We start from the raw sequence: 24,425 nt of genomic DNA on the forward strand, positions 1-24,425 counted from the left end.
ATATAAATTACGCAGTGAATAAATCTTCATGCAATCAGCAAGTTATTTCCAATATTATTGTTCTATAGTGTGTAGTTAAATATCAGGAGACGTCCGTTAAGACCAAAAACTCAAATCCGAAAAATAGCGCTTTTATATAATTTTATTTTACTAAAAACAGGGGCTGATCATCTAATAACTAAAAAAACTCCCCTCCCGATTTCTCTTTATCGTAATGTTAATATGCTGTAAGAAAGAATAAATTTATCATCATCCCGGCGCGTCAGGCATAACCGATATTAATATAAAATGTAGTAATGATTACCCGCTATCGTTACGTTTTTTTCCTGAGGGTGAATATATTCAATATTAACCATATAAAAATAAAAATCACTCTAAAGATAAAGCAATCCTACAAATCAGGAATTTTCTGAGATAATGCTCTGGCGGTTATTTTCCTGCAGTGTCGGCATCACGCTATTTCATCGGCATCCTGTTTAAATAAAATCGCCGGCGCGCCACAGGAAGCATCAGGCGACAGAAAAATTTACGCTCTGCCAGCGGATACAAGGAAAGTTATTTTTTCGCTACGGGCAGGGTGGAATAATATGATGCAAATCACGCTATTTTCACCAGGTTTGCCGTCGGCTGGCCGTTTCGCCAGCAGTGTGCTTCGAAAAAGGCCTGAAGCACACGCTATATACTTAACGATATAGCGTTATGCTATCCTTACGCGCTCTTTACATTTCAACAGGCGGACAGCGGTTCGTCTGTCGGCAAGGCATAATAAAAAATGACGATTTTCCCCACGCCGCGCGCGGCTAAAAGCGCGCTCTGCGTATTGATTTTTATGGCAAATCAGGCCGCTTCCCAGGAAAAAACGCTGACCGTGGCCGCCGCGCCCGACAGCGAGACGGCCGCGCCCGACCAGCAGGCCACGCTGGGCAATCTCGGCAAGCAGGAGATCCGCAACACGCCCTATTCCGTTCAGGTCGTTTCCCCGGAGCTGATGAAGCATCAGCAGTTAAAAAGCATCACCGATATCTATCGCTACATGCCTTCCGTTCAAGGCGACGGCGCAAGGCCGCAAACTCGCGGTATGCAGGGCAGCGTAGTGCAAAACTCGATGATCGATGGCCTCAATGTGGTGTCGACCACCGATTACGCCGCCGAACAGTTTGACCATATAGAAGTGCTGAACGGCCTGGGCGGATCGCTGTACGGCCCGGCGAACCCGGCAGGCCTGTTTAATTTTGTGGCGAAGCGCCCGACCGATATCGCCCGGCATAGCCTGACTTTTGGCGCAGGTACCGGCCTTAGCCATCTGGTTGCCGGCGACTTCAGCGGCCCGCTGGACAGCAACGATCGCCTGCGCTATCGCGCCAACTTCCTCGACGATGAGGGCGACGGCTTTACCAGCGGCAGCAAAAAGCGTCGTCAGCTGGTCAGCCTGGGGCTGGACGCCACGCCGACCGACAGTACCGTACTGGAAAGCAATTTCAGCTACTACCACTATTACGAAAAAGGGCTGCCCGGCAAGTTCGCGCTGGGCAATGGCCTCTCTTTCCCTGCCGCGCTCAATCCGAAAACCGCGCATCTGGGACAGTATTACGCCGGCAGCGACAACCACACGCTGACCGCCAGCCTGCATCTGAAACATGACTTTGACGGTAACTGGCAGGGCGAGCTGGGCGTACTGCGCCAGATTGCCGATCGTGAATCCACTGCGGTCACCAATACCTTTACCGATCGCGCTGGCAGCTATAAAACCACCACCTCGTCTTCTACCGCCAGCCGCTTCACTATCAACAGTTATATGGCGAACCTGAACGGCGAAGTGGAAACCGGCTGGCTGCGCCACCAGATATCCACCGGAATGCGCGGCTTTGTCTGGAAAAACTATAATCCGCTGCACGGCGGCACCAGCACGCTGGGCAGCGCCTCGCTTGACGATCCGCAATCTTTCGCCGAGCCGGACTACCCCGACTTTACCCATCGCTATCACTCGGCGACCGCGACGCAGCAGGCTTTTCTGCTTAGCGACACGCTAACCTTTTCACCGCAGTGGAGCCTGCTGCTGGCCGGGAGCGAAAGCTTTCTGACCTCGGCCAACTATGCGAAGACCGGCAGCCGCAGCAGCCATTCCAGCGACAGCGGCTTCAGCGGCTCCGCCAGCCTGATGTACAAGCCTGTCGATCCGCTGACGCTCTATGTGACCTGGGCCGACAGCCTGCAGCAGGGCGATACCGCGCCCGCCGGATCGAATAACGCCGGCAGCATTCTGTCGCCTTATCGCAGCAAACAGGTGGAAGTCGGCAGCAAACTGGCGATCGACAAGCTGCTGCTGACCGCCGCGCTGTTCCAAATCGATCGGCCTTTCGCCTATACCGCCACCAGCGGCGACTACGCTGTTGACGGCAACCAGCGCAACCGCGGCCTGGAGCTGATGGCCAACGGCGACGTGACCGGCAATCTGCATCTGTATGGCGGCATGACCTGGCTCGATCCGCGTCTGCGTGACACCGCCAGCGCCGCGACCAGCGACAAACAGATTGTCGGTCTGCCGCGCTATACGGCCAGCCTGTTCGCCGCCTACGATCTGCCTTTCCTGAGCGGCACGGACATCCACGGCGGCATGCGCTATGTGGGACGCCGCAGCACGGATAACGCCAACGACAGCTGGGTCGGCAGCTATGCGACTTTCGATATCGGCAGCAGCTACAAAACGCGGCTGTTCAACACCGACACCACTTTTCGGCTGGATATGACAAACCTGACTAACCGCCACTACTGGAGCAATATCGTGCCGGGCGGTCTGAATGGCTACAGCGGCGCGGGCTACGCCAGCGCGCAGCTGGGCGAGCCGCGTAGGGTGCAGGTTTCCATGCAGCTTAACTTCTGACGGGGATGCCATGAATAAACGTCTGATGATGCCGCTGCTGGCGGCTTTCAGCTTCTTTACCGCATCGGCCGCCTTCGCCCGCACCGTAACGGACGATGTCGGCAACACGGTGACGGTGCCGCAGCAGGCGCGACGCATTGCCGACGGCTGGTATGCGCACCACTCGCTGCTGATGACGCTGGGCGCGGGCGACCGCATCGTGGCCACCGTCAATCACGCCAGCGATCGCCCCTGGATGTTTAAAATCCAGCCTTCGCTGCACCAGGCGCTGGCGGTACATGGCCGCACGTTCAACAGCGAGGCGCTGCTGGCGGCGAAAGTGGACGCGGTATTCGTTCCCGCGCAGGACGCCGACGCCGACGCTTACCGACGGGCCGGGCTGCCGACGCTGGTGATGCGCTTTGACGACTTCCCTTCCCTGCAGCGCTCGCTGCTGACCACGGCGGAGGTGGTCGGCACGCCGCAGGCGCGGCAGCGGGCGCTGGCCTATAACGCTTATCTCAATCAACAGATAGCCGCCATTCAGGCCAAAACCGCCGGGCTAAAGGAAAGCCAGCGGCCGCGCGTGCTACATATTCAGTCACTGCATCCGCTGAAGGTCGACGGACGTAACACGCTGATTGATACCTGGATCAGGCTGGCGGGCGGTCGCAACGCGGCGGCGGAAGTCGATGGCAATATGAAAGAGATCTCACCGGAAAGCGTGCTCTTCTGGCAGCCGGATATCATCATTATCGGCGCGGGCGCCGGCACGCTGGCCGATTCGGACTACGCGGCGCTGTTCGCCAGTCTGCGGGCGGTCAAACAGCACCAGGTCTGGCAAAATCCGGCGGGCGTTTTTCCGTGGGATCGCTACGGCACGGAAGCCGCGCTGCAGATTCAGTGGGCGGCAAAGCTGCTGCATCCACAGCGCTTTCCTCAGCTGGATATGGTGAAAACGACTCGGGACTTTTATCAGCGTTTTTTTGATTACCCGTTGAACGCCGACGAGGCGCAGCGGATTTTGCAGGCGAAAAGCCCGGATTAACGCTACGCGTTATCAGGCACGTTCCAGCTACAGTCGATCTCCTGGCTGTGGCTGGAACACTCTGCCGGACGGCTCTGGCTGTTCGCCGGATCGGCATGGTGGTGATGGCCCATGCAGCCGCTCAGCGACAGCAGCAGACAGATTAGCGCGCTATATTTTTTCATCTCTTTTTCGGCAAGAACGATTTATTTTTGCCAGAGCATAGAAGGCAGGAAATAAACGCGAAGCCAACGCCGCAGATAAAGGCTTTTTACCGCCTGTTATTTAAAATAAGCGCAAAGGAAACGTTATTAATAATAAATAATTCGTTATTTATATTAACTATTACCAGCCAGAATTAACGCGCGACCGGCATTATTTATCGTTGCCATTGCCGGACGCGTTTATCATTGGTTGAGAAGGCGCTGTATATTCTTTTTGCCGTGGTGAATCCCCCTGAGCGGCGGGGCTAAGCCAAAACGCTAACCATGTGGCATACAGCGGATCGGGTTATGGCTTTTCCGATCCACCGGGAGGCACCCGGCACCACGCAGGCGTCAACGTCTGGCCGCCAGCGCAGGCTTTTCGCCTGCGCTGCGCTGTCGTCAGGATTTATTCAGCTCGTCGATCAGCGCGCGATTAAACCTCGCCGGATCTTCCATCTGCGGCGCGTGCCCCATGCCGTTAAATTCAATTAATGTCGCATGAGGGATCAGCTTCGCCGCCTCTTTGCCAAGCTCGTTATAATGCCCGACTTTCGCTTTCACCTCCGGCGGCGCGATATCGCTGCCAATCGCGGTAGTGTCCGCAGTCCCGATCAGCAGCGTGGTCGGCACCGCCAGGTTTTTGAATTCGTAATAAACCGGCTGGGTATAGATCATGTCGTAAAGCAGCGCGGAGTTCCAGGCGACCCGTTTTTTTCCGGGGCCGTTATTTAATCCCGCCAGCATCGTGACCCAGCGATCGTATTCCGGTTTCCACTGGCCGACGTAATAGGTTTTTTGCTCGTAGGCTTTGATGCTTGCCGCGCTGGTTTTCAGTTCCCGCTGATACCAGTCGTCCACGCTGCGCCACGGCACGCCTTTCGCCTTCCAGTCCTCCAGCCCGATGGGATTGACCAGCGCCAGCTTCTCTACCTGCTGCGGATACATCAGCGCGTAGCGTGTGGCCAGCATACCGCCGGTGGAATGGCCCACCAGGCTGACCTTGTCGATATGCAAAGTGGCAAGCAGCTGATGCGTGTTTAACGCCAGCTGCTGAAAGCTGTACTGATAGCTGGCGGGCTTGGATGAAGTGCAGAAACCGATCTGATCCGGCGCGATAACCCGATAGCCTGCGCGCCGCAGCGCTTCAATCGAATCCTGCCAGGTTACGCCGCAGAAATTTTTGCCGTGCATCAGCACTGCTGTCCGGCCATTGGCCTTGCCCTGCGGACGGACATCGATATAGCCCATCGTCAGCGACTCTCCCTGGGATGAAAAAGCGAATTTTTCGATCGGGTAAGGAAAAGCGAAGCCCTGCAGCTCCTCGCCATACTGCGGCGTGGTTTCAGCGGCGCTCGCGCTAAAGATCAGCAGCGCGCCTGCCGACAAGAGTATCCGGGTCGTTTTTAACACATGCATTATCCTCATTAACATCAAAAAGCCGCCTTTCAGCTTAGCGGATATCGGCCTGGGGAGGAGACGTCATTCCGGCGCTGCCTGCAGAAAAAGGGCGGCGCGATTAGCAAAAAGAGCTATGCCTGTGGCGAATTCCTCACGGGCGAGTAGAGTTGATTTGTTACCGCGTGTTAAAAGGGAAAACAAATGTTAAGCAATGTAGGTTGGCTGATCTCGCTGGTATGGCTGAGCCTGTGCTGCAGACTGGAGCCAGAAGCGCCGGAGCGTTCCAGCTTCTTTATGAGCGCCTGACAGCGGGCTGCCTGTGGAAAGCGCACGTCACGCTTTTTCCACAGGCAGGTCAGCATCAGTTATCGCCCGTTTCGCGGGTAAAGTCGATCACCATTCTGCCTTTGATTTTTCCTTCCACCATTTCATCAAAGATGTCGTTAATCTCCTCAATGGAACGTTTGGTGACTTTCGGCACCACTTTGCCTTCCGCCGCGAACTGAAAGGCTTCGGCCAGATCTTCGCGCGTGCCGACCAGCGACCCGACGACCTGAATGCCGTCCAGCACCAGCCGTGGAATATTCAGGCTCATCGACTCCGGCGGCAAACCGACGGCGACGATGCGACCGCCAGCGCGCATGGCGTCCACCGCGGAATTAAAGGCCGCTTTGGCAACGGCGGTCACCACCGCTGCGTGCGCGCCGCCCGTTTGCGCCTGGATAACCTTCGCGGCATCCTCCTTCAGCGAGTTAATCACTAAATCAGCGCCCATCTCCTTAGCGAAATCCAGCTGCGCGTCGTTGACGTCTACCGCTATCACTTTGGCGTTAAACACGTTTTTGGCATACTGCAGCGCCAGGTTGCCCAGGCCGCCCAGGCCGTAAATCGCCAGCCATTTGCCGGGCTGGATGCCGGAAACCTTGACCGCTTTATAAGTGGTGACGCCCGCGCAGGTCACGCTGCTGGCCGCTGCAGGATCCAGGCCGTCCGGCACTTTCACCGCGTAGTCTGCCACGACGATGCACTCCTGCGCCATGCCGCCGTCGGCGGTAAAACCGGCGTTCAGTACCTGGCGACACAGCGTCTCATTACCCGTTGTGCAATATTCGCAGTGGCCGCAGCCTTTATAAAACCAGGCGACGCTGGCCCTGTCGCCCGGCTTCAGCGAGGTCACGCCCGGCCCGACTTCGCTGACCACGCCGACGCCTTCATGCCCGAGCACAATACCGGTGCGATCGCCGAAATCGCCGTTTTTAACGTGCAGATCCGTATGGCAAACGCCGCAGCACTCCATCTTCAGCAGCGCTTCGCCATGCGCCAGCGGGCGCAGCTTTTTCTCAACAATTTCTACGGTACGATTTTTACTTACCACAGCAGCTTTCATCATCCCTTCCTCTTCGATTGATTGTTTTTTAACTATATAAACATTTCCTCAACCTGGTTTGATTTAACCCCGCTAACTTGCCTCTAATCCGCAACAAATTGTGTTCAATTCAGCATGATTCACTGATTCAATAAAAATGAAACGCCATTTTATTAAATTAGTGAAGCAGGCCGCCGCTATCTTCCTCTCTTCGCCATCGCCCGTTTCCTGCTGGCAAAATCGCAAAGGTTTTCCGATCGCCATAAATCTAACGTAGCTCATCTCCCGACATACAGCCGGGCTGTGCATGTTGGTTACTCAGGATGAACACTATGACGATACGTAAACCAGGAACGCTTAATTATCTCGCCTATGGATCAGGGGATTTTCTTGGTGCCGGAACCATGGCATTGACTTCTGCCTGGCTGCTCTACTTCTATACGACGTTCTGCGGCCTCTCCCCGATTGAAGCCACCTCTATTTTCGCTATGGCTCGTATTGTGGACGGCGTGGTCAGTCCGCTGATGGGCTACCTGACCGATCATTTCGGTTCTACCCGACTCGGCAAGCGGTTTGGCCGTCGTAAGTTCTTTATTCTTATCGGCATTCCGTTGGTCTTCAGCTACAGCCTGATGTGGGTCGGCGATATGACCTACGTCTACTATCTGCTGACCTATCTCTTCTTTGAAGTGGTCTACACCTCGATCCTGGTGCCTTATGAAACGCTGGTGCCGGAAATGACCGACGACTTTAAAGAGAAAACCAAATTCTCCGGCGCCCGCATCGCGCTGGCGCAGCTTTCCGCAATCCTGGCCGCCTTCCTGCCGGGCATCCTGCTGGGCTATTTCGGTAAAAATAATCCGCTCTCTTTTTTCTACTCCAGCCTGGTCTTCTCCGTGCTGTGCGCCATTGTACTGACGCTGGTTTATCTCTTTACCTGGGAAAGGCCTGCCGAGAAGAAATCCGCCGCCGCGCTGGCCGCCGAACAGCAGAAGCTGACGCTGGGCCAGAGCCTGAACCGACTGAAAATAGAACTGCTCTCCACGCTGCGCATCCGCATCTTTCGCCAGCATCTGGGCATGTATCTGGGCGGTTACATCGCGCAGGATGTCTTTAACGCCGTCTTCACCTATTACGTGGTCTTTGTGCTGATGCAGCAGGCTACCGTGGCCTCTAACCTGATGGGGACGATGGCGATCCTGCAATTTGTCGCCGTTATCGGCATGATCCCGCTCTGTATCCGCATCGGGCCTGCGCCGGCTTACCGCATCGTTGTGACGCTGTTCGCGCTCAGCACCCTTTCCTACGGCGTGCTCTATTACAGCGGCATGAGCGACGTGTTCTCGCTGCTGCTGCTGATCTCCGCTATCGCCGGCCTGGGCCGCGGCGGCATCAACTACGTGCCGTGGAATATCTACACCTATATCGCGGACGTGGATGAGGTGATTACCGGTCAGCGTCGTGAAGGCATCTTTGCCGGCATCATGACCCTGACACGCAAAGCCTCACAGGCTGGCGCCGTAATGCTGGTTGGCATTCTGATGCAGCTCTCCGGCTTCGTGACGGGCGCTACCGAGCAGGCGCCAAACGTCAGCCACGCGATTCTGATGATCATGTGCGGCGGCACGATTTTCGTCCTCTTCCTCGGCTTTATGATCTCCCTGCGCTTTAAGCTCAATTTGTCCACGCACAAAGTTCTGCGTGAGGAAACGGAGAAAATGCGTCAGGCGGGCAACGTGACGCCGGACAAGATTACGCCGCAGGCTCGCGCCACCGTCGAGATGCTGGCCGGTATGCCTTACGAATCACTCTGGGGCAATAACAATATTGGTTACCTGAATCGCCACAAGCCCGCCGCCGGCGTCCTGCCCGCGCAGACGGCGAAAACCGCGCCAGGCGACAATTTAACGCATTCATAGTCAACTTAAGATTCACGAGGACAGTGCAATTATGGTCGTATACCCAGTAAAACACAGCCCACTCCTGCGTCAGCCGGAAAGGTTTATCGCCAGCCACGAGCTGCATCAGCTGATCAACAAGCTGGTGGACAACCTGGTGAATATAACCGACGAAACCGGCGAGTTTTTGCTGCGGCTGGATGATGGCCGGGTGATCGATACCAAAGGCTGGGCAGGATGGGAATGGACGCACGGCATCGGGCTGTACGGCATTCACCAGTATTACCGCCAGACAGGTGATGACAGGCTGCGCGCCATCATTGATGACTGGTTCAGCGACCGTTTTGCGGAAGGCTCCACAACCCGTAACGTCAACACGGTATGCCCGTTCCTGACGCTGGCATACCGCTATGAAGAAACCCGCGATCCGCGCTGGCTGCCCTATCTGGAAAGCTGGGCGGACTGGATTATGCACGCCATGCCGCGCACTCGCATGAACGGCCTGCAGCATATTACCCTGGCGGAAGAGAACCATCAGCAGCTGTGGGACGACACGCTGATGATGACCGTGATGCCGCTGGCGAAAATCGGCAAGCTGCTCAACCGCCCGGAGTATGTGGAAGAGGCGAAGTATCAGTTTATGCTGCATACCCAGCATCTGATGGATAAGGAAACCGGCCTGTGGTTCCACGGCTGGACTTTTGAAGGCAACCATAACTTCGCCAACGCTCGCTGGGCGCGCGGCAACAGCTGGATCACCATCGTTATCCCGGAATTCCTGGAGCTGCTTGAGCTGCCGGAAAAAGACGCGACCCGTCGCTATCTGATCGAAGTGCTGAACAGCCAGCTGGCGGCGCTGGAGAAGTGTCAGGACGAGAGCGGCCTGTGGCATACGCTGCTGGACGATCCCAACTCCTACCTGGAGGCTTCGGCCACCGCCGGTTTCGCTTTCGGCATGCTGAAGGCGGCCCGTCGCCACTACGCCGATCCACGCTACATCGCGGTCGCGGAAAAAGCCATTAAGGGACTGATTTCCCGTATCAACAACGATGGCGAGCTGACCCAGGTTTCCTTTGGCACCGGCATGGGTAAGGACCTTGATTTCTACCGCCAGATCCCGCTGACCTCCATGCCTTACGGGCAGGCGATGGCCATTCTGTGTCTGGTGGAATACCTGCACGTCTATCTTTAACTAAGGAAACTGCATGATTCTTGACGATTTTTCTCTACAGGGAAAGGTGGCGTTGGTCACCGGTTGTAATACCGGCTTAGGGAAAAGTATGGCAGTGGCTCTGGCGCAGGCGGGCTGCGATATCGTGGCGATCAACCGCAGCGAACCCGCCGATACCGCCGCAGAAGTGGCGGCGACGGGAAGGCGCTTTCTCAGCCTGAAGGCCGATCTTGGCCGCCAGGACGAGCTGTCAGCACTGATGGAACGTGCGGTAGCAGAGATGGGACGTCTTGATATCCTGGTCAACAACGCGGGTCTGATCCGCCGCGAAGACGCGCTGAACTTTAGCGAACAGGATTGGGATGACGTGATGAACGTCAATATTAAAACGCTGTTCTTTTTATCGCAGCTGGCCGCTCGTCAGTTCATCAAACAGGGGAGCGGCGGCAAGATTATCAATATCGCGTCGATGCTCTCCTTTCAGGGCGGCGTGCGCGTGCCTTCCTATACCGCGTCGAAAAGCGCGGTAATGGGGCTGACGCGCCAGCTGGCCAACGAGTGGGCGAAATACGGCATCAACGTTAACGCGCTGGCGCCGGGTTATATGGTCACCAATAACACGGCGCAGCTACGCGGCGATGAAGAGCGCAGCGCGGAGATTCTGGCGCGTATTCCGGCAGGCCGCTGGGGTACGCCGCAGGATTTAATGGGTCCGGTGATTTTTCTGGCATCGAAAGCCGCTGACTATATCAACGGCTATACCCTTGCGGTAGATGGCGGCTGGCTGGCGCGCTGATGCGCCTGCGGCCTCTCAATGACTGAATACTGGAGAGAAAAGATGAATATCGCACTGATGATGGAAAACAGCCAGGCGGCGAAAAACGCCATTGTGCTGGAGCAGCTGCAGGCCGTAGCGGCGCAGAACAAAGATACCGTGTTCAACGTCGGCATGAGCGACGAGAACGATCATCATCTGACCTATATCCATCTGGGGATTATGGCCAGCATTCTGCTGAACTCGAAAGCGGTGGATTTTGTCGTTACCGGCTGCGGCACCGGCCAGGGCGCATTGATGTCGCTGAACATCCATCCCAACGTGGTTTGCGGCTACTGCCTGGATCCGGCGGACGCTTTCCTGTTCGCCCAGATCAACAACGGCAACGCGCTGTCGCTGGCCTTTGCCAAAGGCTTCGGCTGGGGCGCCGAGCTGAACGTGCGCTATATGTTTGAAAAAGCGTTCACTGGCCGTCGCGGCGAAGGCTATCCTGTAGAGCGCAAAGAGCCGCAGGTACGCAACGCCGGCATCCTGAACCAGGTAAAAAGCGCGGTAATCAAGGATAACTATCTGGATACCCTGCGCGCTATCGATCCTGAGCTGGTGAAAACCGCCGTCGGCGGCGAGCGCTTCCAGAAATGCCTGTTTGAACAGGGCAAAGATGCGGAAATCATCGCCTGGGTTAAGCAGCTTTTACAGAAATAAGATTATAGCGGTCAGCGTTGGCTGGCCGCTTTTCACGCCGCGTTATTATTGCCAATAATTATTCTCAGCCGCCTGTCGTTTATTACTCCATTATTCACCTCGCTTATTTAATGAATTACTCCACTCAACATATAAATAATTAACAAACCCATTACAAAACCGCGTAATCATCGGGTGTGATCTGTATCAATCAATAAGAAAGGGTATTTCTGTTTGCTGCCGGCGTTTAATTGGCGTTTAGCCGTTTCTGTTATTTTATTTTTATTATAAAACATAAACACTACGGAGATGATTAATGAAGACTGGATTAATTGGTTTAATGATTGCCGGCGTTCTTACCAGTTCTGCCGCTTTTGCCCAGGAAACCACTTCCTGCGTTAAAATGACCGAAAAAGAAGTGGCCTCTATGTTCGATCGCTGGAACGATTCGCTGAAAACCGGCGACGCGAAAACCGTTTCGCAGAACTATCTTTCCGATGCCGTTCTGCTGCCAACGCTCTCCAACAAGGCTCGTCTGACTGACGAAGAGCGTATCGACTACTTCAACCAGTTCCTGGCGAAAAAACCGGTTGGGCATATCGACAGCCGCACCATTCGCATCGGCTGCAATAAAGCTATCGATACCGGCACCTATACCTTTACCTTTGGCGACGGTTCCGAAGCCGCCGCGCGTTATACCTTTACCTATGCGTGGGATGGTCAAAAATGGCTGATTTCAAGCCATCACTCCTCCGCCATGCCTGAAGGTTAAAACAGCGCTCGCCAGCCTGTTTTCTTCAGCGATTATTTATCCCGGATAAGGTTAAGACGGAATGAGAATTTCCTGCTTCGCTGACGGATAGAATTATTAAGACTGGCATCTTACTCGCCAGAAAGTAAATGGTGATTTTGTCATTCTGTTCTCGCTGAAAATGCTGTTTCTTCTCACCTTGAGAAAATCCGGGCCGGCAAATTTTATTCGGCCCGGATTATTATTTTTTGATTAAGATTATGTTGCTATAGAAAGCGACTCTGTAAAATCGCCAGGCACCGGATGGAATACTCAACCACCTACCGTTATTACAGGGAGTTTTTATGTCACTATTTACCCGCACGCTGGCTGGCGATATCGCCGTCACCGTACGCACGCCCGATCTCTCTTCCGCGCCCGCTATTATTCTTTGCCACGGCTTTTGCGGCATTCAGGAGATATTGCTGCCCGCCTTCGCCGAAGCGTTTACCCAGGCCGGCTTCACCACCCTCACCTTCGACTACCGCGGCTTTGGCGCCAGCGGCGGCGAACGCGGCCGCCTGGTGCCGTCCATGCAGATTGAGGATATCGTCACCGTTATCGACTGGGCCAGCTCGCAGCCGGATATCGCAAGCGTTGGATTATGGGGCACCTCTTTCGGCGGCTGTCATGTCTTCGGCGCCGCTGCGCGCCGTCCCGCGGTCAAATGCGTGGTCAGCCAGCTGGCCTTTGCCGACGGCGAAGCGGTAGTGACCGGTAACCTCTCCGCAGACGAAAAGAGCGGCTTCATCGCCACGCTGGACAAAATGGCCGCGAAGCAGGCCGCGACCGGCAAAGAGATGTTTGTCGCCATTACCCGCGTTCTTAGCGACGAAGAGTCAAAAGCCTTTTTTGAAAGCAATAAGGCGCAGTTCCCGGCGATGGACGTAAAAATTCCTTTCCTGACGGTGCGCGAAACGCTGAACTACAAACCGGCGGAAAACGCCCGCCTCGTCTCCTGCCCGACGCTGGTGGTCGTGGCAGGTGAAGATCGCGTCAATCCGCCGGAACAGGGCATCGCACTGTTCGACGCCGTAGCGGCGCAAGAGAAAAAGCTGCATCAGGAAGCGGGCGCTAAGCATTACGATATTTACAGCGGCCCGCACTTCGATAACGTCGTTGCACAGCAGATCGACTGGTACCGAAACTGGCTCTGAATTAAAGTACTGGCTCTTGCCTGTAAACCCGGCCCGACAGGGAAACGCTATCCTTATCGGGCAGGGTAAAAAATCTACCGCCCGGCGGTAGAAAGGCTGAACGTTAATCACAGGAGCAAGTATGAAAAAAGTTATGCTGCTGCTTGCCGCTCTGGCGGCGACCGGCGCGGCTCACGCTGCAGATTCAGACGATCCGGCTGAAGGCTATATCGCCAATCTTTGCACGGTAGTTACCCAGGAGAAAACGTCCGGCTCGGCAGACAGCTATATTGCAAAACTGAAGGCGTTGGACGCGCGTGGTCAGTCGCCTTCCGCTCAGGAGAAGCCGGATTTCGACGAGGATGAAGCACGCACCGTGATCGCCGCCTGGCTGAACCTCAGCGAGGCGCAAAAACAGCAGGCGCGTCAGAGCACGCAGGCCTGTCAAAATGCCACGCTGGACGAGTATCAAAGCCAGGACTAACGGCCCTTCCTGTTCCGCCCTGTTGGTCGCGATGGCGTCAGCAGCGGCGGTTTTCCCTGCGGATGAATACGCCCGCAAAGCGCAATCGACTCACGCCTGACAAAACATTTAGCTGAATAGAATACAGGCCCGTTAAAGGCGCGATGGTGGAATCAGAAGGGATAAAGCGAAGCGGAAGGTGATAACCACCGGTCTTTCCCTGACCGCGGCTATCGAGGGTTTCTGGCCACGGCCATTAATACATGGCGCCTGGCGGTACGTGTTTAAAAGTTTCAACGTAGCTACGGAACACGTAATTAACAATCTTCTTCATTTTTTTCACCTGATTCAACTTTTATTGATAGAACGCAAAAAAAGTATACAAGAAGCGCGTTTTTCAGGCAAATAAATTTGAACCAGCTCACAAAAACAACATAAAGCGGCAAAACCGTCAGGGCACAAATGTCCGTTCGCCGCGCTACAGCAGACCCAAATGCTCAACCAGGATGCTGGTGCCGATGCCAATCAGCACCACGCCGCCGAAAACTTCGGCCCATTTCCCCATCACCGGCCCCAGGAAACGGCCCAGCAGGATCCCTGCAGACGCCATCACCATAGTGGAAGCGCCAATCGCCAGCGCGGTAGTCACGATATTAACCTGCAGGAAAGCCAGACCGACGCCGACGGCCATTGCGTCCAGGCTGGTCGCCACGGCGGTCATCGCCAGCAGCCAGAAGCCGTGACGCTCCGGCGCTTCGCAAACCTCATCTTTTTTACGAAAACCTTCCACGATCATACGTGCGCCCAGCACAAACAGCAGCGTAAAGGCGACCCAGTGATCCCATGCCATGACATAGCGGCTGGCAGCAATGCCGACGGCCCAGCCGATCAGCGGCGTCAGCGCTTCAATCACGCCGAAAATCAGGCCCGTGCGCAGCGCTTCTTTCAGGCCTGGACGCTGCAGGCTGGCGCCTTTACCGATCGCGGCGGCAAAGGCGTCCATTGACATACCGAAAGCCAGGATAAGGGTTGCATATAGATTCATGTGGTTATACCGACCTGGCGGCTAACTGACCGCCCAGCCATTAAAAGCACTCTTCTTGTGGAAAAAATAAGCGCATCAGGCTCAATGTGGCATGCATCCTACCATGCGATATCGGTAAAAAAAAGACAATAAAATCAGGTGTTTAATTATAGCATTGGCTATACTTTTTAACGAATGCTAATTCCGGTCGGAAAATCAGCCGAAAAACTCCAAAAGAATTACCGGCTTAAGGCTTTCACCCTTTAGCTTAAGGGGATTAAACCCGCCTGAACGCCGAAGGTTGAACCCATACGCCGTTTGCCGGAGAATGGCCGCCACTGTATGCAACGGTAAGCACAATGAACAATCCCTTTCTGACCTTTCTGATGCCGATGAGCACGCTGATGCTGGGCTTCCTCTCCGCGCTGCTGCTGCCCGCGCCCTGGTTCGGCGTTGAGCTGACGCGCCGCCTGACCGAGCTGTTCCATCTGAGCGACATCAATCAGCTTTATACCCTGATCTTCTGCCTGTGGTTTTTACTGCTGGGCGCGCTGGAATATTATGTAATCCGCTTTATCTGGCTGCGCTTTATCAAAGTATGAACAAGGCGGAGTGAACTCCGCCTTAAGCTGCACCGTGGGGTCAGTGGCTGAAGATCATCATCAGGCCGCTGGAAAGGATAATAACGGCGATAAAAAACAGCACGATAGTGGTGATAACGTTGTTATGCTTCATGGTTTTCTCCTCAGAACCACTGGCCGAAACGGCGGATATAAAGGCGCTTCATGCTCTGCGCCACCAGGCAATAGCCAAACAGCGTCGCCGCCAGCCACGGGAAATAGCTCCAGGGCAACGGCACCAGGCCAACGGCGTGGCCCAGCGGTGAGAACGGGATCAGCATACCCAGCACCATCACCAGTCCCGTCATCAGCAGCACCGGCAGCGCCGCGCGGCTCTGAATAAACGGGATCTTTTGCGTCCGCAGCATATGCACCACCAGCGTCTGCGACAGCAGCCCTTCAATAAACCAGCCGGACTGGAACAGCGCCTGATGCTCCACGCTGTTGGCGGCGAAAACGTGCCACATCAGCAGAAACGTGGTGATATCGAACAGCGAAGAGGTTGGCCCCATCCATAACATAAAGCGGCCGATATTCTTTGCGTCCCACTTACGCGGCTTGCGCAAAAACTCTTTGTCCATCTTGTCCCAGGGCAGCGCCAGCTGGGAAAGGTCGTACATCAGATTCTGGATCAGCAGGTGGATAGCCAGCATCGGCAGAAACGGGATAAACGCGCTGGCGATCAGCACGGAAAAGACGTTGCCGAAGTTGGAGCTGGCGGTCATATTCAGGTACTTGATGATATTGCCGAAAGTCTCGCGTCCCTTGATAACGCCCTGCTCCAGCACCAGCAGATTTTTTTCCAGCAGGATGATATCGGCGGACTCTTTCGCGATATCCGTAGCGCTGTCGACTGAAATACCGATATCCGCATCCCGCAGCGCCGGCGCGTCGTTGATGCCGTCACCCAGGAAGCCGACCGTATGACCGCTGCGCTGCAGCACCCGCAGCACGCGGGACTTTTGCTGCGGCGTCAGGCGGCAAAACACCGTGCGTAAAGCGACCTGCGCCGCCAGCTCGTCATCGTCCAGCCGCTCGATCTCGCTGCCGCACAGCGGCTCGCCAGGCTCCAGCCCGACGTCGCGACAGATTTTGCTGGTGATGGTGGCGTTGTCGCCGGTCAGCACTTTGACCGTTACGCCATGCTCATGCAGCGCAGCGATGGCTTCCCGCGCGCTCTCTTTTGGCGGATCAAGGAAGGTCAGCAGGCCGCAAAGCGTCAGATCCCGCTCGTCGTCTTTATGCAGCGGCAGTCGCAGCGGCGTTTCGCCCAGGTCGCGCTCGCCGATCATCAGCACGCGGAATCCCTGACGATTAAGATCTTCCGCCTGCTGCAGCCAGTGCTGGCGCGCCGCTTCATCCAGCGGACGGCGTTCGTCACCGTCCAGCCAGTGGCTGGCGACGGCCAGCATCTCATCCAGCGCGCCTTTGCAGATCAGCGTCTGACGGTTGCGCTCGTCCGCCACCACGATCGACAGGCGGCGGCGTTCAAAATCAAACGGCAGCTCGTCGACTTTACGGTAGCGCTGCAGCCCGATAATTGCTTTACTGCCCTGGCTGAAGCTGAGGATCGCTTTATCCAGCAGGTTCTTAACGCCGGTCTGATGGCGGCTGTTAAGCCATGCCAGCTGCAAAACCCGCTCGCTGTTCCGCCCGTGCGCGTCCAGATGCTGCTCCAGAATGATGCGATCCTGCGTCAGCGTGCCGGTTTTATCGGTGCAGAGCACATCCATCGCGCCAAAGTTCTGGATAGCGTTCAGCCGCTTCACCACCACTTTGCGGCGTGACATGGCGATAGCGCCTTTCGCCAGGTTGGAGCTGACGATCATCGGCAGCATTTCCGGCGTCAATCCTACCGCTACCGCCAGCGCGAACAGCGTGGCGTCCAGCCAGTCGCCTTTGGTAAAGCCGTTGATAAACAGCACTACCGGCACCATCACCAGCATAAAGCGGATCAGCAGCCAGCTGACGCTGTTGACGCCGCGATCGAAAGCGGTTTGCGGACGGCTGCCGACGATCGATTTCGCCAGCGAGCCGAACCATGTGCGGCTACCCGTCGCCACGACCACCGCCGTAGCGGTTCCGCTGGCCACGTTGGTGCCCATCAGGCAGATGTCGGGCGCGTTCAACAGATCGTCTTCATCCGGCTGTGGCGTGCGTGCCGAGGCCAGTCCTGACAGCACGTCATATTTCTCAACCGGCACCGCTTCGCCGCTCAGCGACGCCTGGCTGACGAACAGATCCCGCGCTGAGAGCAGGCGCACGTCCGCCGGGATCATATCGCCAGCCGACAGAAAAATAATATCGCCCGGCACCACTTCCTGTAGCGGGATCGCCATCCTGACCGGCCGCGCGTTGTCGCTGCTGCGGCGGATCACCGTCGCGGTAGTGCGCACCAGCGATTTCAGCGCTTCCGCCGCTTTATTGGTGCGGTATTCCTGCCAGAAACGCAGCAGGCCGCTGAGCGTCACCATCAGCAGCATGATGATGACGCCAGTCAGATCGGTGTCGTCGCCTTTTCGCAGCGGCAGCAGATAATCCGTGACAAAGCTGATGGCAGCCAGCGCGATCAGCACCCAGATAAAAGGGTTGTTAAAAGCCTGCACCAGCTGGATCAGCGCGTGCGGCGCTTTTTCAGTGGCGACCTGATTTTTGCCATATTCCAGCAGGCGCTCGCTGGCGTCGCTGCTGGTCAGGCCGTTGCGCTGCGTGTTCAGTCGCGCCAGCGTGCTGTCCAGGCTCAGTTTGACCTCGCGAGCGATAGCCAGATCGCGGGCGAGTTTTACAGTGGCTTTGTTCATAGGCCGAATCCTTTATTTTTATTCAGGCGCAGAGAAGCGATCCTGCGCGTGAGGATTTAATTTTTTATGTCGGGATTGGGCGAGGCGGGGGAAGAGAAAAAAGGAGGGTTAAGGGAAGCAGCTCCCTGCTCTGCCTGTTTGCCATCGCCCGTCGCTGGTCGGAGGTTCTTTCATGGTTAATCCTTGCCCGGCAGCTGCGCGGGAAAAAAAATGAATGACGGGGATGTGATGCTCAGGAGAGAGTAAAACAGTGCCCACCGGTTTTTCGGCAAGCAAACGGCGTAGCCTGCCTTATCAGTTACAACAAGAAGAATGACTGTCCAATTTATGGCTCCGTTGAAAAATTCGTCGCCACTATAATCCTGCATGGCGGCGAAGTAAACCTGTCTGGATCCGGGCCTGACCCCTGATTTATCGCAGATAAATCATATATTATTCATACGGTTAAAAAGTAACGTACCGTAATTAACCGCCATTTTTTTCCTAAACCATCCGTCAACCGGCGCGATTTAGTCCGTGGTTGCCAGGGCGCTTCGCCGAGACGCTTTGGCGGGCTGACGCCGATCAACGCCAGGCCGCTGATTTCCTCTATACTTCCAGCGGAAATTGCCGAAGAGAAAAGCCATGCTACAACGCACACGATTCTGGATAAGACGGCTGCTGCTGCTGCTGGCGCTGGTTATCATCATCCTGCTGGCGCTGCGCGTCGCCGTTACCGAACGTGGGCCAGCCCTGCAGCTCTGGCATACCTGGCTGCCGGAGGAGCTGAGCGACAGCCAGCTGGATCGCAGCGACTGGGCAGGCTATCTGCGTAACGAGCAGCGCATTTTTACGGAGATGAAACGCAACGTCAGCGACAGGCTGCCGGAAAGCAGCGCGGAAACCTATAACCGCTATGCCGAACAGAGCCCGGTTTATCCGGCGCGTTTCGCTACCGACTGGAATCGTTCTTACCAGCTGCTGCCCGACGGCAAGCCTCGCGGCGCGGTTGTGTTGCTGCACGGCCTGACGGATTCGCCCTACAGCCTGCGCCATTTTGCCGCCGACTATCAGCAACAGGGCTACGCCGTGGTCGCTATTCGCCTGCCGGGTCACGGCACCGTGCCGGCTTCGCTGACCCGCATCGAATGGGAAGACTGGCTGGCGGCGACCAGGCTGGCGGTGCGGGAAGCGCAGAAGCTGATCCCTGCCGGCGCGCCGCTGCAGATCGTGGGCTTCTCCAACGGCGGCGCGCTGGCGATGAAATATACGCTGGATGCGCTGGAAGATCCTGCGCTGCCGCGGCCAAACCGGCTGATTCTGATCTCGCCGATGATTGGCGTCAGCAGCTACGCGCGCTACGCGGGCCTGGCCGGTTTGCCTTCGCTGCTGCCGGCTTTCGCCCGTTCGGCGTGGCTCAGCATCCTGCCGGAATTTAATCCTTTTAAATACAACTCTTTTCCGGTGAAGGCGGCGCGACAATCCTGGCTGCTGACCAGCGCGCTGCAAAGCCAGCTGCACCGCGACAGGGAAAGCAGCCTGCTGGAAAAACTGCCGCCGGTGCTGACTTTTCAGTCGGTGGCCGACGCGACGGTAAGTACGCCCGCAGTGGTGCGAGGTCTTTATAATTTGCTGCCCGCCAACGGCAGCGAACTGGTGCTTTTCGACGTCAACCGTTCGGTACGTCTTTCGCCGCTAATGCGGCCCGCGGCGCTACATGCGGCGGAAAACCTGCTGCCGCCAACGCCGCGCAACTATGCCGTTACCCTGGTGACCAACGCCGCGCCAGACAGCAACAGCGCCGTTGCCCGCACCACGCCAGCCGGTTCTGCAACGACCGTCAGCGCGCCGCTCGGCATCAGTTATCCGGCGGACGTCTATTCGCTCTCTCACGTCGCACTGCCCTTCCCGCTCAGTGATTCGCTCTATGGCCGTCTGCCAGCCAAACCCAACGAGTTCGGTGTCAGCTTTGGTATCCTGACGCCGCGCGGCGAACGCGCCGTACTGATGGTTAGTCTGGATATGCTGATGCGACAGGCCTCCAATCCCTTCTGGCCGTGGATGCGGCAGCGCATCAATCAGACGCTGCAGTAAGATCGTCGCCGAGCAGCAGCGCCAGCCGCTTGCCGCCCGGCGCCTGCTCCAGCGCGATCTTCGCTACTATGGTCAGCGGCACGGAGAGCAGCATCCCGACCAGCCCTAACAGCCAGCCCCAGAAGATCAGCGACAGAAAAACCACCAGCGTGGATAACCCCAGACCGCGTCCCATCCAGCGCGGCTCCAGCATATTGCCGATCACCAGGTTGATCAGTAGATAGCCGCAGGCCACCACCACGCCTTCCCAGCTGCCGTTAAAGATCAGCGCCTGGATAACGGGCGGCACCGCGGCGATAACCGAGCCGATATTAGGGATATAGTTCAGCGCGAAGGCCAGCACGCTCCACAACAGCGCGAAGCGTACGCCCATCAGCCACAGTAGCAGCCAGACCACCACGCCGGTCAGCAGGCTGATGGCGGTTTTCAGAATCAGATAGCGGCTGACGCTGTCGAGCGCGCGCTGGATCGCCGCCATGCCGGCGCCGGGCCGACTGAGGACGCGCTGCAGCTTTTTCGTCAGTAAAGGCGCTTCAAACAGCATAAAAACCACCGTCATCAGCAGCAGAAAGAGGCCGCTGATCGCCCCGGAAAGCTGTGAAACCAGCCGGCTAACCAGGTTGATCGCCGCGTTGGGATCGGCCAGCGCCATCGCTTCGTTCAAAGAGAAAGAGATGCCAAAGCGCGCCATCAGCTGCTGCGCCTCTTGCAGCCACAACATCATCACCAGGCGGTATTGCGGCAGCGTGCGGGCGAAATCATTCAGCATCGTCACCAGCGTGGTCAGCAGCAGCGCGCCCGCCAGCACGATAACGCCGATAACCAGCGCGATCCCCGGCAATCGCGGCAGACCGATGCGCTGCAGCAGCTTCACTAACGGATTCAGGATCACCGCCACAAACAGCGCCAGAATAAAGGGCACTACGATTTCGGCGCTTGCCCGTACGCCGGCGAAGATAATCACCAGCATGCCTAGCATGACGACGGCTTTGAAGGCCCGATCGCGCCGGGTCATCAGCGTTCACCGCGCGGGCGCTTGCTCCACTCCCGCAGACGCTGGATATGCAGCCACAACGCGGGAATAAACAACATGCCGAACAGCGTGGCCGCGAGCATACCGCCAAAAACCGTTATCCCGATAATCTGGCGGCTGGCCGCGCCCGCGCCGCTGGCCATCACCAGCGGCAGCACGCCGACGATAAAGGAGATGGCGGTCATCATCACCGCGCGGAAACGCTGGCCGGCGGCCTGCTTCGCCGCCTTGCCGATCGGCACGCCGCTGGCCCGGCGATCGCGGGCGAACTCCACCACCAGAATAGCGTTTTTAGCGGCCAGCCCCATCAGCAGCACCAGACCGATCTGCGCATAGACGTCGTTGGTAAAGCCCATCAGGTGTAAACCAGCCACCGCGCCAGCGGCGGCGAAAACCACCGACAGCATCACCGCCAGCGGCACGCTCCAGCTCTCATACTGCGCCACCAGGAAGAGCCAGGCGAACAGCACGGCCGCCAGATAGATCAGCACCGCCTGGTTGCCGGCCTGCTGCTCCTGCCAGGACATGCCGTTCCAGCTGTAGTCGTAGCCCTGCGGCAGATGCTGCGCCAGCACCTCGGCCATCGCCTGCATCGCCTGACCGGAGCTGACGCCCTCCGCGCCGGAGCCGCTGACGGCCAGCGCAGGAAACTGGTTGTACTGCATAATGTAAGGCGCGCCAAGCGACGGCGTCAGCGTCACCAGCTGGTTCAGCCTGATCTGGGCGCCGCTATCGCTGCGTACCGTCAGATTCAACAGCTGATCGCTGTACTGGCGGAAGCGCGTCTCGTTTTGCACCTGTACCCTGAACTGACGCGCGTTCCAGGTGAAATCGCCCGCGTCGCTGCCGCCAAGCGCGGTTTGCAGCGCGGAGAAGATGCGGCTGACGGGCACCTGCATCAGCGCGGCGCGTTCCCGATCGATCGTCAGGCTCATCTCCGGCACCGTGGCGCTGAAGGTGGTAAACACCCGACTAAGCTGAGGATGCTGATTTGCGGCCCTAATCACGGCGTGAGCCGCCTGCGCCAGCTCCTGCGGCGACTGCCCTTCCAGCGCCTGGATACGCAGGTCGAAACCGGCGGCGTTGCCCAGGCCGCTGACCGGCGGCGGCACGAAAGCCATAATCGTGGCGGAAGGAATCGCGGCCAGCTGCTGCTGAAGCTGCGGCAGCACCTGCTCTATCGGCGCGCGTTCGTGCCAGTTTTTCAGCAGCACGATGCCAAAGCCGCTGTTGGGCGCATTGCCGCCGCCCAGCAGGCTGAAGCCGGTAATTTTAATCACGTCCTCCACCGCCGGATTGTGCTTCACGACCTTAAACATCGCTTCCATCACCTGCTGCGTTCTCGGCAGCGCCGCGCCGTCCGGCAGCTGGACGTTGATAAACAGATAGCCTTCGTCCTCCTGCGGTAAAAAGCCGCCGGGCAGCTGCTGATAGCTCAGCCAGGTAACGGCGCCCGCCGCCAGGATCACCACGAGGGTAGTGGTGGCGTAGCGATTGATTTTGTGGGAAAGCAAGACGTAACCGTCGCGCGCGCGGTCGACCAGGCGGTTAAAGGCCGTCAGCGCGCCTTTAGTCGGCACCACGCGCCGCCGCAGCAAACAGGCGCAAAGCGCGGGCGTCAGCGTCAGCGCGCAAACGCTGGAGAGCACCATCGCTGCCGACAGCGTGACGGCGAACTGCCGGTAAAGCTCGCCGACGATACCCGGCAGCACGGCGGTCGGCACAAAAACCGCCAGCAGCACCAGCGTGGTGGCGATAATGGGGCCAGCTATCTGTTTAAGCGCTTTGCGCGTCGCGTCGGCTGACGTCAGCGACGGCTCTTCCGTCAGCAGGCGCTCGACGTTTTCCACCACCACGATGGCGTCATCCACCACGATGGTCAGCGCCAGGATAATCGCGAACAGGCTTAGCGTATTGGCCGAATAGCCCGCCGTCAGCAGCACGGCGAAGGTGCCGAGCAGCGACACCGGAATGGTCAGCGCCACGATAAAAGTCGCGCGCAGGCTCTGTAAAAACAACCAGACGATCGCTAATACCACGATCAGCGTAACCAGCAGTGAGAAGGCAATCTCATGCAGCGTGGCGGTCACCGGCGTGGTAGCGTCGAACTTGATTTGGTATTCCATATCCGGCGGGAAAACCTGCGCCTGTTTGCTCATCTCCTTACGCACCGCTTTCACCACGCTGAGCGCATTGGCCGCCGGCGCGGGATACACCATCAGAAAAGCGCCCTGATTATTGTTCAGCGCGGCGTTGACCTGGTAATTCTGCGCGCCCAGCTCGGTGCTGGCGATATCGCCGACGCGCACCATACCGCCGCGTTCGTTGCTGCGCAGCACGACGCTGGCGAAAGCTTCCGGCGTCATCAGCCTGCCCTGGCCGCTGATGGTCAGTACGGTTTGCTGCGCCGCAGACGAAGGCGCGGCGCCGATTTGTCCGGCAGCCGCCTGCACGTTTTGCTGGCGTAAAGCCTGCACCACCTCGTCCGTCGTAATGTTTAGCGCTTCCATACGGTGCGGATCAAGCCAGATACGCATACTGTAATCGCGTGCGCCGAACACCTGCACGTCGCCGACGCCCTTGATACGCGCCAGCGCGTCGCGCAGCCTTACCGAGGTGTAATTGCTGAGATAGAGCGGGTCCAGCGTATTATTGGGCGACAGCACGCTGATGCTCATCAGAATATTGCTGGCGCGTTTGCGGACGGCGATGCCGTTTTGATTGACCTCAGCAGGCAGACGCGCGCTGATCTGCGACAGCCGGTTCTGCACTTCCACCGCCGCCATATCGGGATCGGTGCCGCTGGCAAAGGTGATGCTTAGCTGATAGCTGCCGTTATTGCCGCTGGTCGACTCCATATAGAGCATATTGCTGACGCCGTTGATCTGCGCCTCGATCGGCGCGCCGACCGCTTCAGCCACGTCGCGCGCGCTGGCGCCGGGATAGAGCGCCGACACGCTGATAACCGGCGGCGTGATCTGCGGAAATTGCTCGACCGGGATAACTCTCAGCGCCACCGCGCCGCTCAGCGCGATAATTAGCGCGACAACCATCGCGAATTTAGGTCGTCTGATAAAAAAGTTCAGCATCGGCTCGGTTC

The 24,425-nt window shown here is 57.3% G+C and carries 19 protein-coding genes; 11 read left to right on the forward strand and 8 right to left on the reverse strand.

From position 1 onward, the window contains the following. The first annotated feature begins 772 nt into the window (after positions 1-772). Both MKZ79_RS15665 and MKZ79_RS15670 read left to right on the forward strand, forming a co-directional pair. A complete protein-coding gene (locus MKZ79_RS15665) occupies positions 773-2,881 on the forward strand; it encodes a TonB-dependent receptor (protein ID WP_336143470.1) in 2,109 nt (702 codons plus the stop codon). A 10-nt stretch (positions 2,882-2,891) separates the two neighbouring features. Then, complete coding sequence (locus MKZ79_RS15670; RefSeq protein WP_442897161.1) at positions 2,892-3,908, forward strand: ABC transporter substrate-binding protein; 1,017 nt, start codon at positions 2,892-2,894, stop codon at positions 3,906-3,908. Positions 3,909-3,910: 2 nt separating this feature from the next. On the opposite strand, the gene MKZ79_RS15675 is transcribed toward MKZ79_RS15670, so the two are convergent. The 3 genes from MKZ79_RS15675 to adhP all read right to left on the reverse strand — a co-directional run bounded on the left by MKZ79_RS15675 (position 3,911) and on the right by adhP (position 6,878). After that, a complete protein-coding gene (locus MKZ79_RS15675; RefSeq protein WP_336143471.1) occupies positions 3,911-4,072 on the reverse strand; it encodes a hypothetical protein in 162 nt (53 codons plus the stop codon). A 420-nt stretch (positions 4,073-4,492) separates the two neighbouring features. After that, entirely contained in the window at positions 4,493-5,503 is a 1,011-nt protein-coding gene (locus MKZ79_RS15680; RefSeq protein ID WP_336143472.1) for an alpha/beta fold hydrolase, read from the reverse strand. A gap of 349 nt (positions 5,504-5,852) precedes the next feature. Next, the gene (gene adhP / locus MKZ79_RS15685) at positions 5,853-6,878 is read right to left on the reverse strand and encodes an alcohol dehydrogenase AdhP (RefSeq protein ID WP_336143726.1); all 1,026 of its coding nucleotides are present in this window, start codon (positions 6,876-6,878) and stop codon (positions 5,853-5,855) included. A gap of 311 nt (positions 6,879-7,189) precedes the next feature. Between adhP and MKZ79_RS15690 the strand changes: the two genes are divergently transcribed. From MKZ79_RS15690 to MKZ79_RS15720, 7 genes are all read left to right on the forward strand, one after another. Further along, on the forward strand, positions 7,190-8,776 hold the full coding sequence (locus MKZ79_RS15690; protein ID WP_336143473.1) for an MFS transporter: 1,587 nt from the start codon (positions 7,190-7,192) through the stop codon (positions 8,774-8,776). Positions 8,777-8,807: 31 nt separating this feature from the next. Then, entirely contained in the window at positions 8,808-9,947 is a 1,140-nt protein-coding gene (gene bglB / locus MKZ79_RS15695) for a beta-galactosidase BglB (RefSeq protein ID WP_336143474.1), read from the forward strand. Between the two features lie 13 nt (positions 9,948-9,960). Then, positions 9,961-10,722: a 2-dehydro-3-deoxy-D-gluconate 5-dehydrogenase KduD gene (kduD, locus tag MKZ79_RS15700; protein ID WP_336143475.1), complete on the forward strand. Its 762-nt coding sequence runs from the start codon at positions 9,961-9,963 to the stop codon at positions 10,720-10,722. Between the two features lie 42 nt (positions 10,723-10,764). After that, a complete protein-coding gene (locus tag MKZ79_RS15705) occupies positions 10,765-11,406 on the forward strand; it encodes an RpiB/LacA/LacB family sugar-phosphate isomerase (RefSeq protein ID WP_336143476.1) in 642 nt (213 codons plus the stop codon). Between the two features lie 382 nt (positions 11,407-11,788). Next, a complete protein-coding gene (locus MKZ79_RS15710; protein ID WP_442897165.1) occupies positions 11,789-12,157 on the forward strand; it encodes an SgcJ/EcaC family oxidoreductase in 369 nt (122 codons plus the stop codon). A 323-nt stretch (positions 12,158-12,480) separates the two neighbouring features. Next, positions 12,481-13,332 (forward strand): UilS family quorum-quenching N-acyl-homoserine lactonase, encoded by an 852-nt coding sequence (uilS, locus tag MKZ79_RS15715; RefSeq protein WP_336143478.1) that lies wholly within the window; start codon positions 12,481-12,483, stop codon positions 13,330-13,332. A gap of 121 nt (positions 13,333-13,453) precedes the next feature. Continuing rightward, a complete protein-coding gene (locus MKZ79_RS15720; RefSeq protein ID WP_336143479.1) occupies positions 13,454-13,795 on the forward strand; it encodes a hypothetical protein in 342 nt (113 codons plus the stop codon). Positions 13,796-14,030: 235 nt separating this feature from the next. On the opposite strand, the gene azuC is transcribed toward MKZ79_RS15720, so the two are convergent. Together azuC and mntP are read right to left on the reverse strand one after the other, a co-directional pair. Next, positions 14,031-14,108, reverse strand: coding sequence for a stress response protein AzuC (azuC, locus tag MKZ79_RS21280; protein ID WP_442897166.1), 78 nt, complete (start codon positions 14,106-14,108; stop codon positions 14,031-14,033). A gap of 144 nt (positions 14,109-14,252) precedes the next feature. Then, complete coding sequence (gene mntP / locus MKZ79_RS15725; RefSeq protein WP_336143480.1) at positions 14,253-14,819, reverse strand: manganese efflux pump MntP; 567 nt, start codon at positions 14,817-14,819, stop codon at positions 14,253-14,255. A 338-nt stretch (positions 14,820-15,157) separates the two neighbouring features. Between mntP and MKZ79_RS15730 the strand changes: the two genes are divergently transcribed. Continuing rightward, entirely contained in the window at positions 15,158-15,400 is a 243-nt protein-coding gene (locus MKZ79_RS15730) for a DUF1158 family protein (protein WP_336143481.1), read from the forward strand. Positions 15,401-15,543: 143 nt separating this feature from the next. Here the strand turns inward: MKZ79_RS15730 and mgtA are convergent, their stop codons facing one another. Further along, on the reverse strand, positions 15,544-18,219 hold the full coding sequence (mgtA, locus tag MKZ79_RS15735) for a magnesium-translocating P-type ATPase (RefSeq protein ID WP_336143482.1): 2,676 nt from the start codon (positions 18,217-18,219) through the stop codon (positions 15,544-15,546). Between the two features lie 624 nt (positions 18,220-18,843). On the opposite strand from mgtA, the gene MKZ79_RS15740 reads away from it, so the two are divergent. Beyond that, the gene (locus tag MKZ79_RS15740; RefSeq protein WP_336143483.1) at positions 18,844-20,292 is read left to right on the forward strand and encodes an alpha/beta hydrolase; all 1,449 of its coding nucleotides are present in this window, start codon (positions 18,844-18,846) and stop codon (positions 20,290-20,292) included. On the opposite strand, the gene MKZ79_RS15745 is transcribed toward MKZ79_RS15740, so the two are convergent. Together MKZ79_RS15745 and MKZ79_RS15750 are read right to left on the reverse strand one after the other, a co-directional pair. Continuing rightward, positions 20,273-21,307 (reverse strand): AI-2E family transporter, encoded by a 1,035-nt coding sequence (locus tag MKZ79_RS15745; RefSeq protein ID WP_336143484.1) that lies wholly within the window; start codon positions 21,305-21,307, stop codon positions 20,273-20,275. The genes MKZ79_RS15740 and MKZ79_RS15745 overlap by 20 nt on opposite strands. Further along, positions 21,307-24,414, reverse strand: a complete 3,108-nt coding sequence (locus MKZ79_RS15750; RefSeq protein ID WP_336143486.1) for an efflux RND transporter permease subunit — start codon at positions 24,412-24,414, stop codon at positions 21,307-21,309. The genes MKZ79_RS15745 and MKZ79_RS15750 overlap by 1 nt, the downstream gene beginning before the upstream one ends. Positions 24,415-24,425 lie beyond the last annotated feature (11 nt).

This window comes from Erwinia sp. CGal63 (assembly GCF_037026505.1).
GTDB lineage: Bacteria > Pseudomonadota > Gammaproteobacteria > Enterobacterales > Enterobacteriaceae > Erwinia.

Coding starts and splice junctions, on each gene's coding strand:
- adhP (WP_336143726.1), bottom strand. CDS start 6,878: ATGAAAGCTGCTGTGGTAAGTAAAAATCGTACCGTAGAAATTGTTGAG.
- MKZ79_RS15745 (WP_336143484.1), bottom strand. CDS start 21,307: ATGACCCGGCGCGATCGGGCCTTCAAAGCCGTCGTCATGCTAGGCATG.
- kduD (WP_336143475.1), top strand. CDS start 9,961: ATGATTCTTGACGATTTTTCTCTACAGGGAAAGGTGGCGTTGGTCACC.
- mntP (WP_336143480.1), bottom strand. CDS start 14,819: ATGAATCTATATGCAACCCTTATCCTGGCTTTCGGTATGTCAATGGAC.
- MKZ79_RS15690 (WP_336143473.1), top strand. CDS start 7,190: ATGACGATACGTAAACCAGGAACGCTTAATTATCTCGCCTATGGATCA.
- MKZ79_RS15670 (WP_442897161.1), top strand. CDS start 2,892: ATGAATAAACGTCTGATGATGCCGCTGCTGGCGGCTTTCAGCTTCTTT.
- bglB (WP_336143474.1), top strand. CDS start 8,808: ATGGTCGTATACCCAGTAAAACACAGCCCACTCCTGCGTCAGCCGGAA.
- MKZ79_RS15740 (WP_336143483.1), top strand. CDS start 18,844: ATGCTACAACGCACACGATTCTGGATAAGACGGCTGCTGCTGCTGCTG.
- mgtA (WP_336143482.1), bottom strand. CDS start 18,219: ATGAACAAAGCCACTGTAAAACTCGCCCGCGATCTGGCTATCGCTCGC.
- uilS (WP_336143478.1), top strand. CDS start 12,481: ATGTCACTATTTACCCGCACGCTGGCTGGCGATATCGCCGTCACCGTA.
- MKZ79_RS15705 (WP_336143476.1), top strand. CDS start 10,765: ATGAATATCGCACTGATGATGGAAAACAGCCAGGCGGCGAAAAACGCC.
- MKZ79_RS15720 (WP_336143479.1), top strand. CDS start 13,454: ATGAAAAAAGTTATGCTGCTGCTTGCCGCTCTGGCGGCGACCGGCGCG.
- MKZ79_RS15675 (WP_336143471.1), bottom strand. CDS start 4,072: ATGAAAAAATATAGCGCGCTAATCTGTCTGCTGCTGTCGCTGAGCGGC.
- MKZ79_RS15730 (WP_336143481.1), top strand. CDS start 15,158: ATGAACAATCCCTTTCTGACCTTTCTGATGCCGATGAGCACGCTGATG.
- MKZ79_RS15710 (WP_442897165.1), top strand. CDS start 11,789: ATGACCGAAAAAGAAGTGGCCTCTATGTTCGATCGCTGGAACGATTCG.
- azuC (WP_442897166.1), bottom strand. CDS start 14,108: ATGAAGAAGATTGTTAATTACGTGTTCCGTAGCTACGTTGAAACTTTT.
- MKZ79_RS15750 (WP_336143486.1), bottom strand. CDS start 24,414: ATGCTGAACTTTTTTATCAGACGACCTAAATTCGCGATGGTTGTCGCG.
- MKZ79_RS15665 (WP_336143470.1), top strand. CDS start 773: ATGACGATTTTCCCCACGCCGCGCGCGGCTAAAAGCGCGCTCTGCGTA.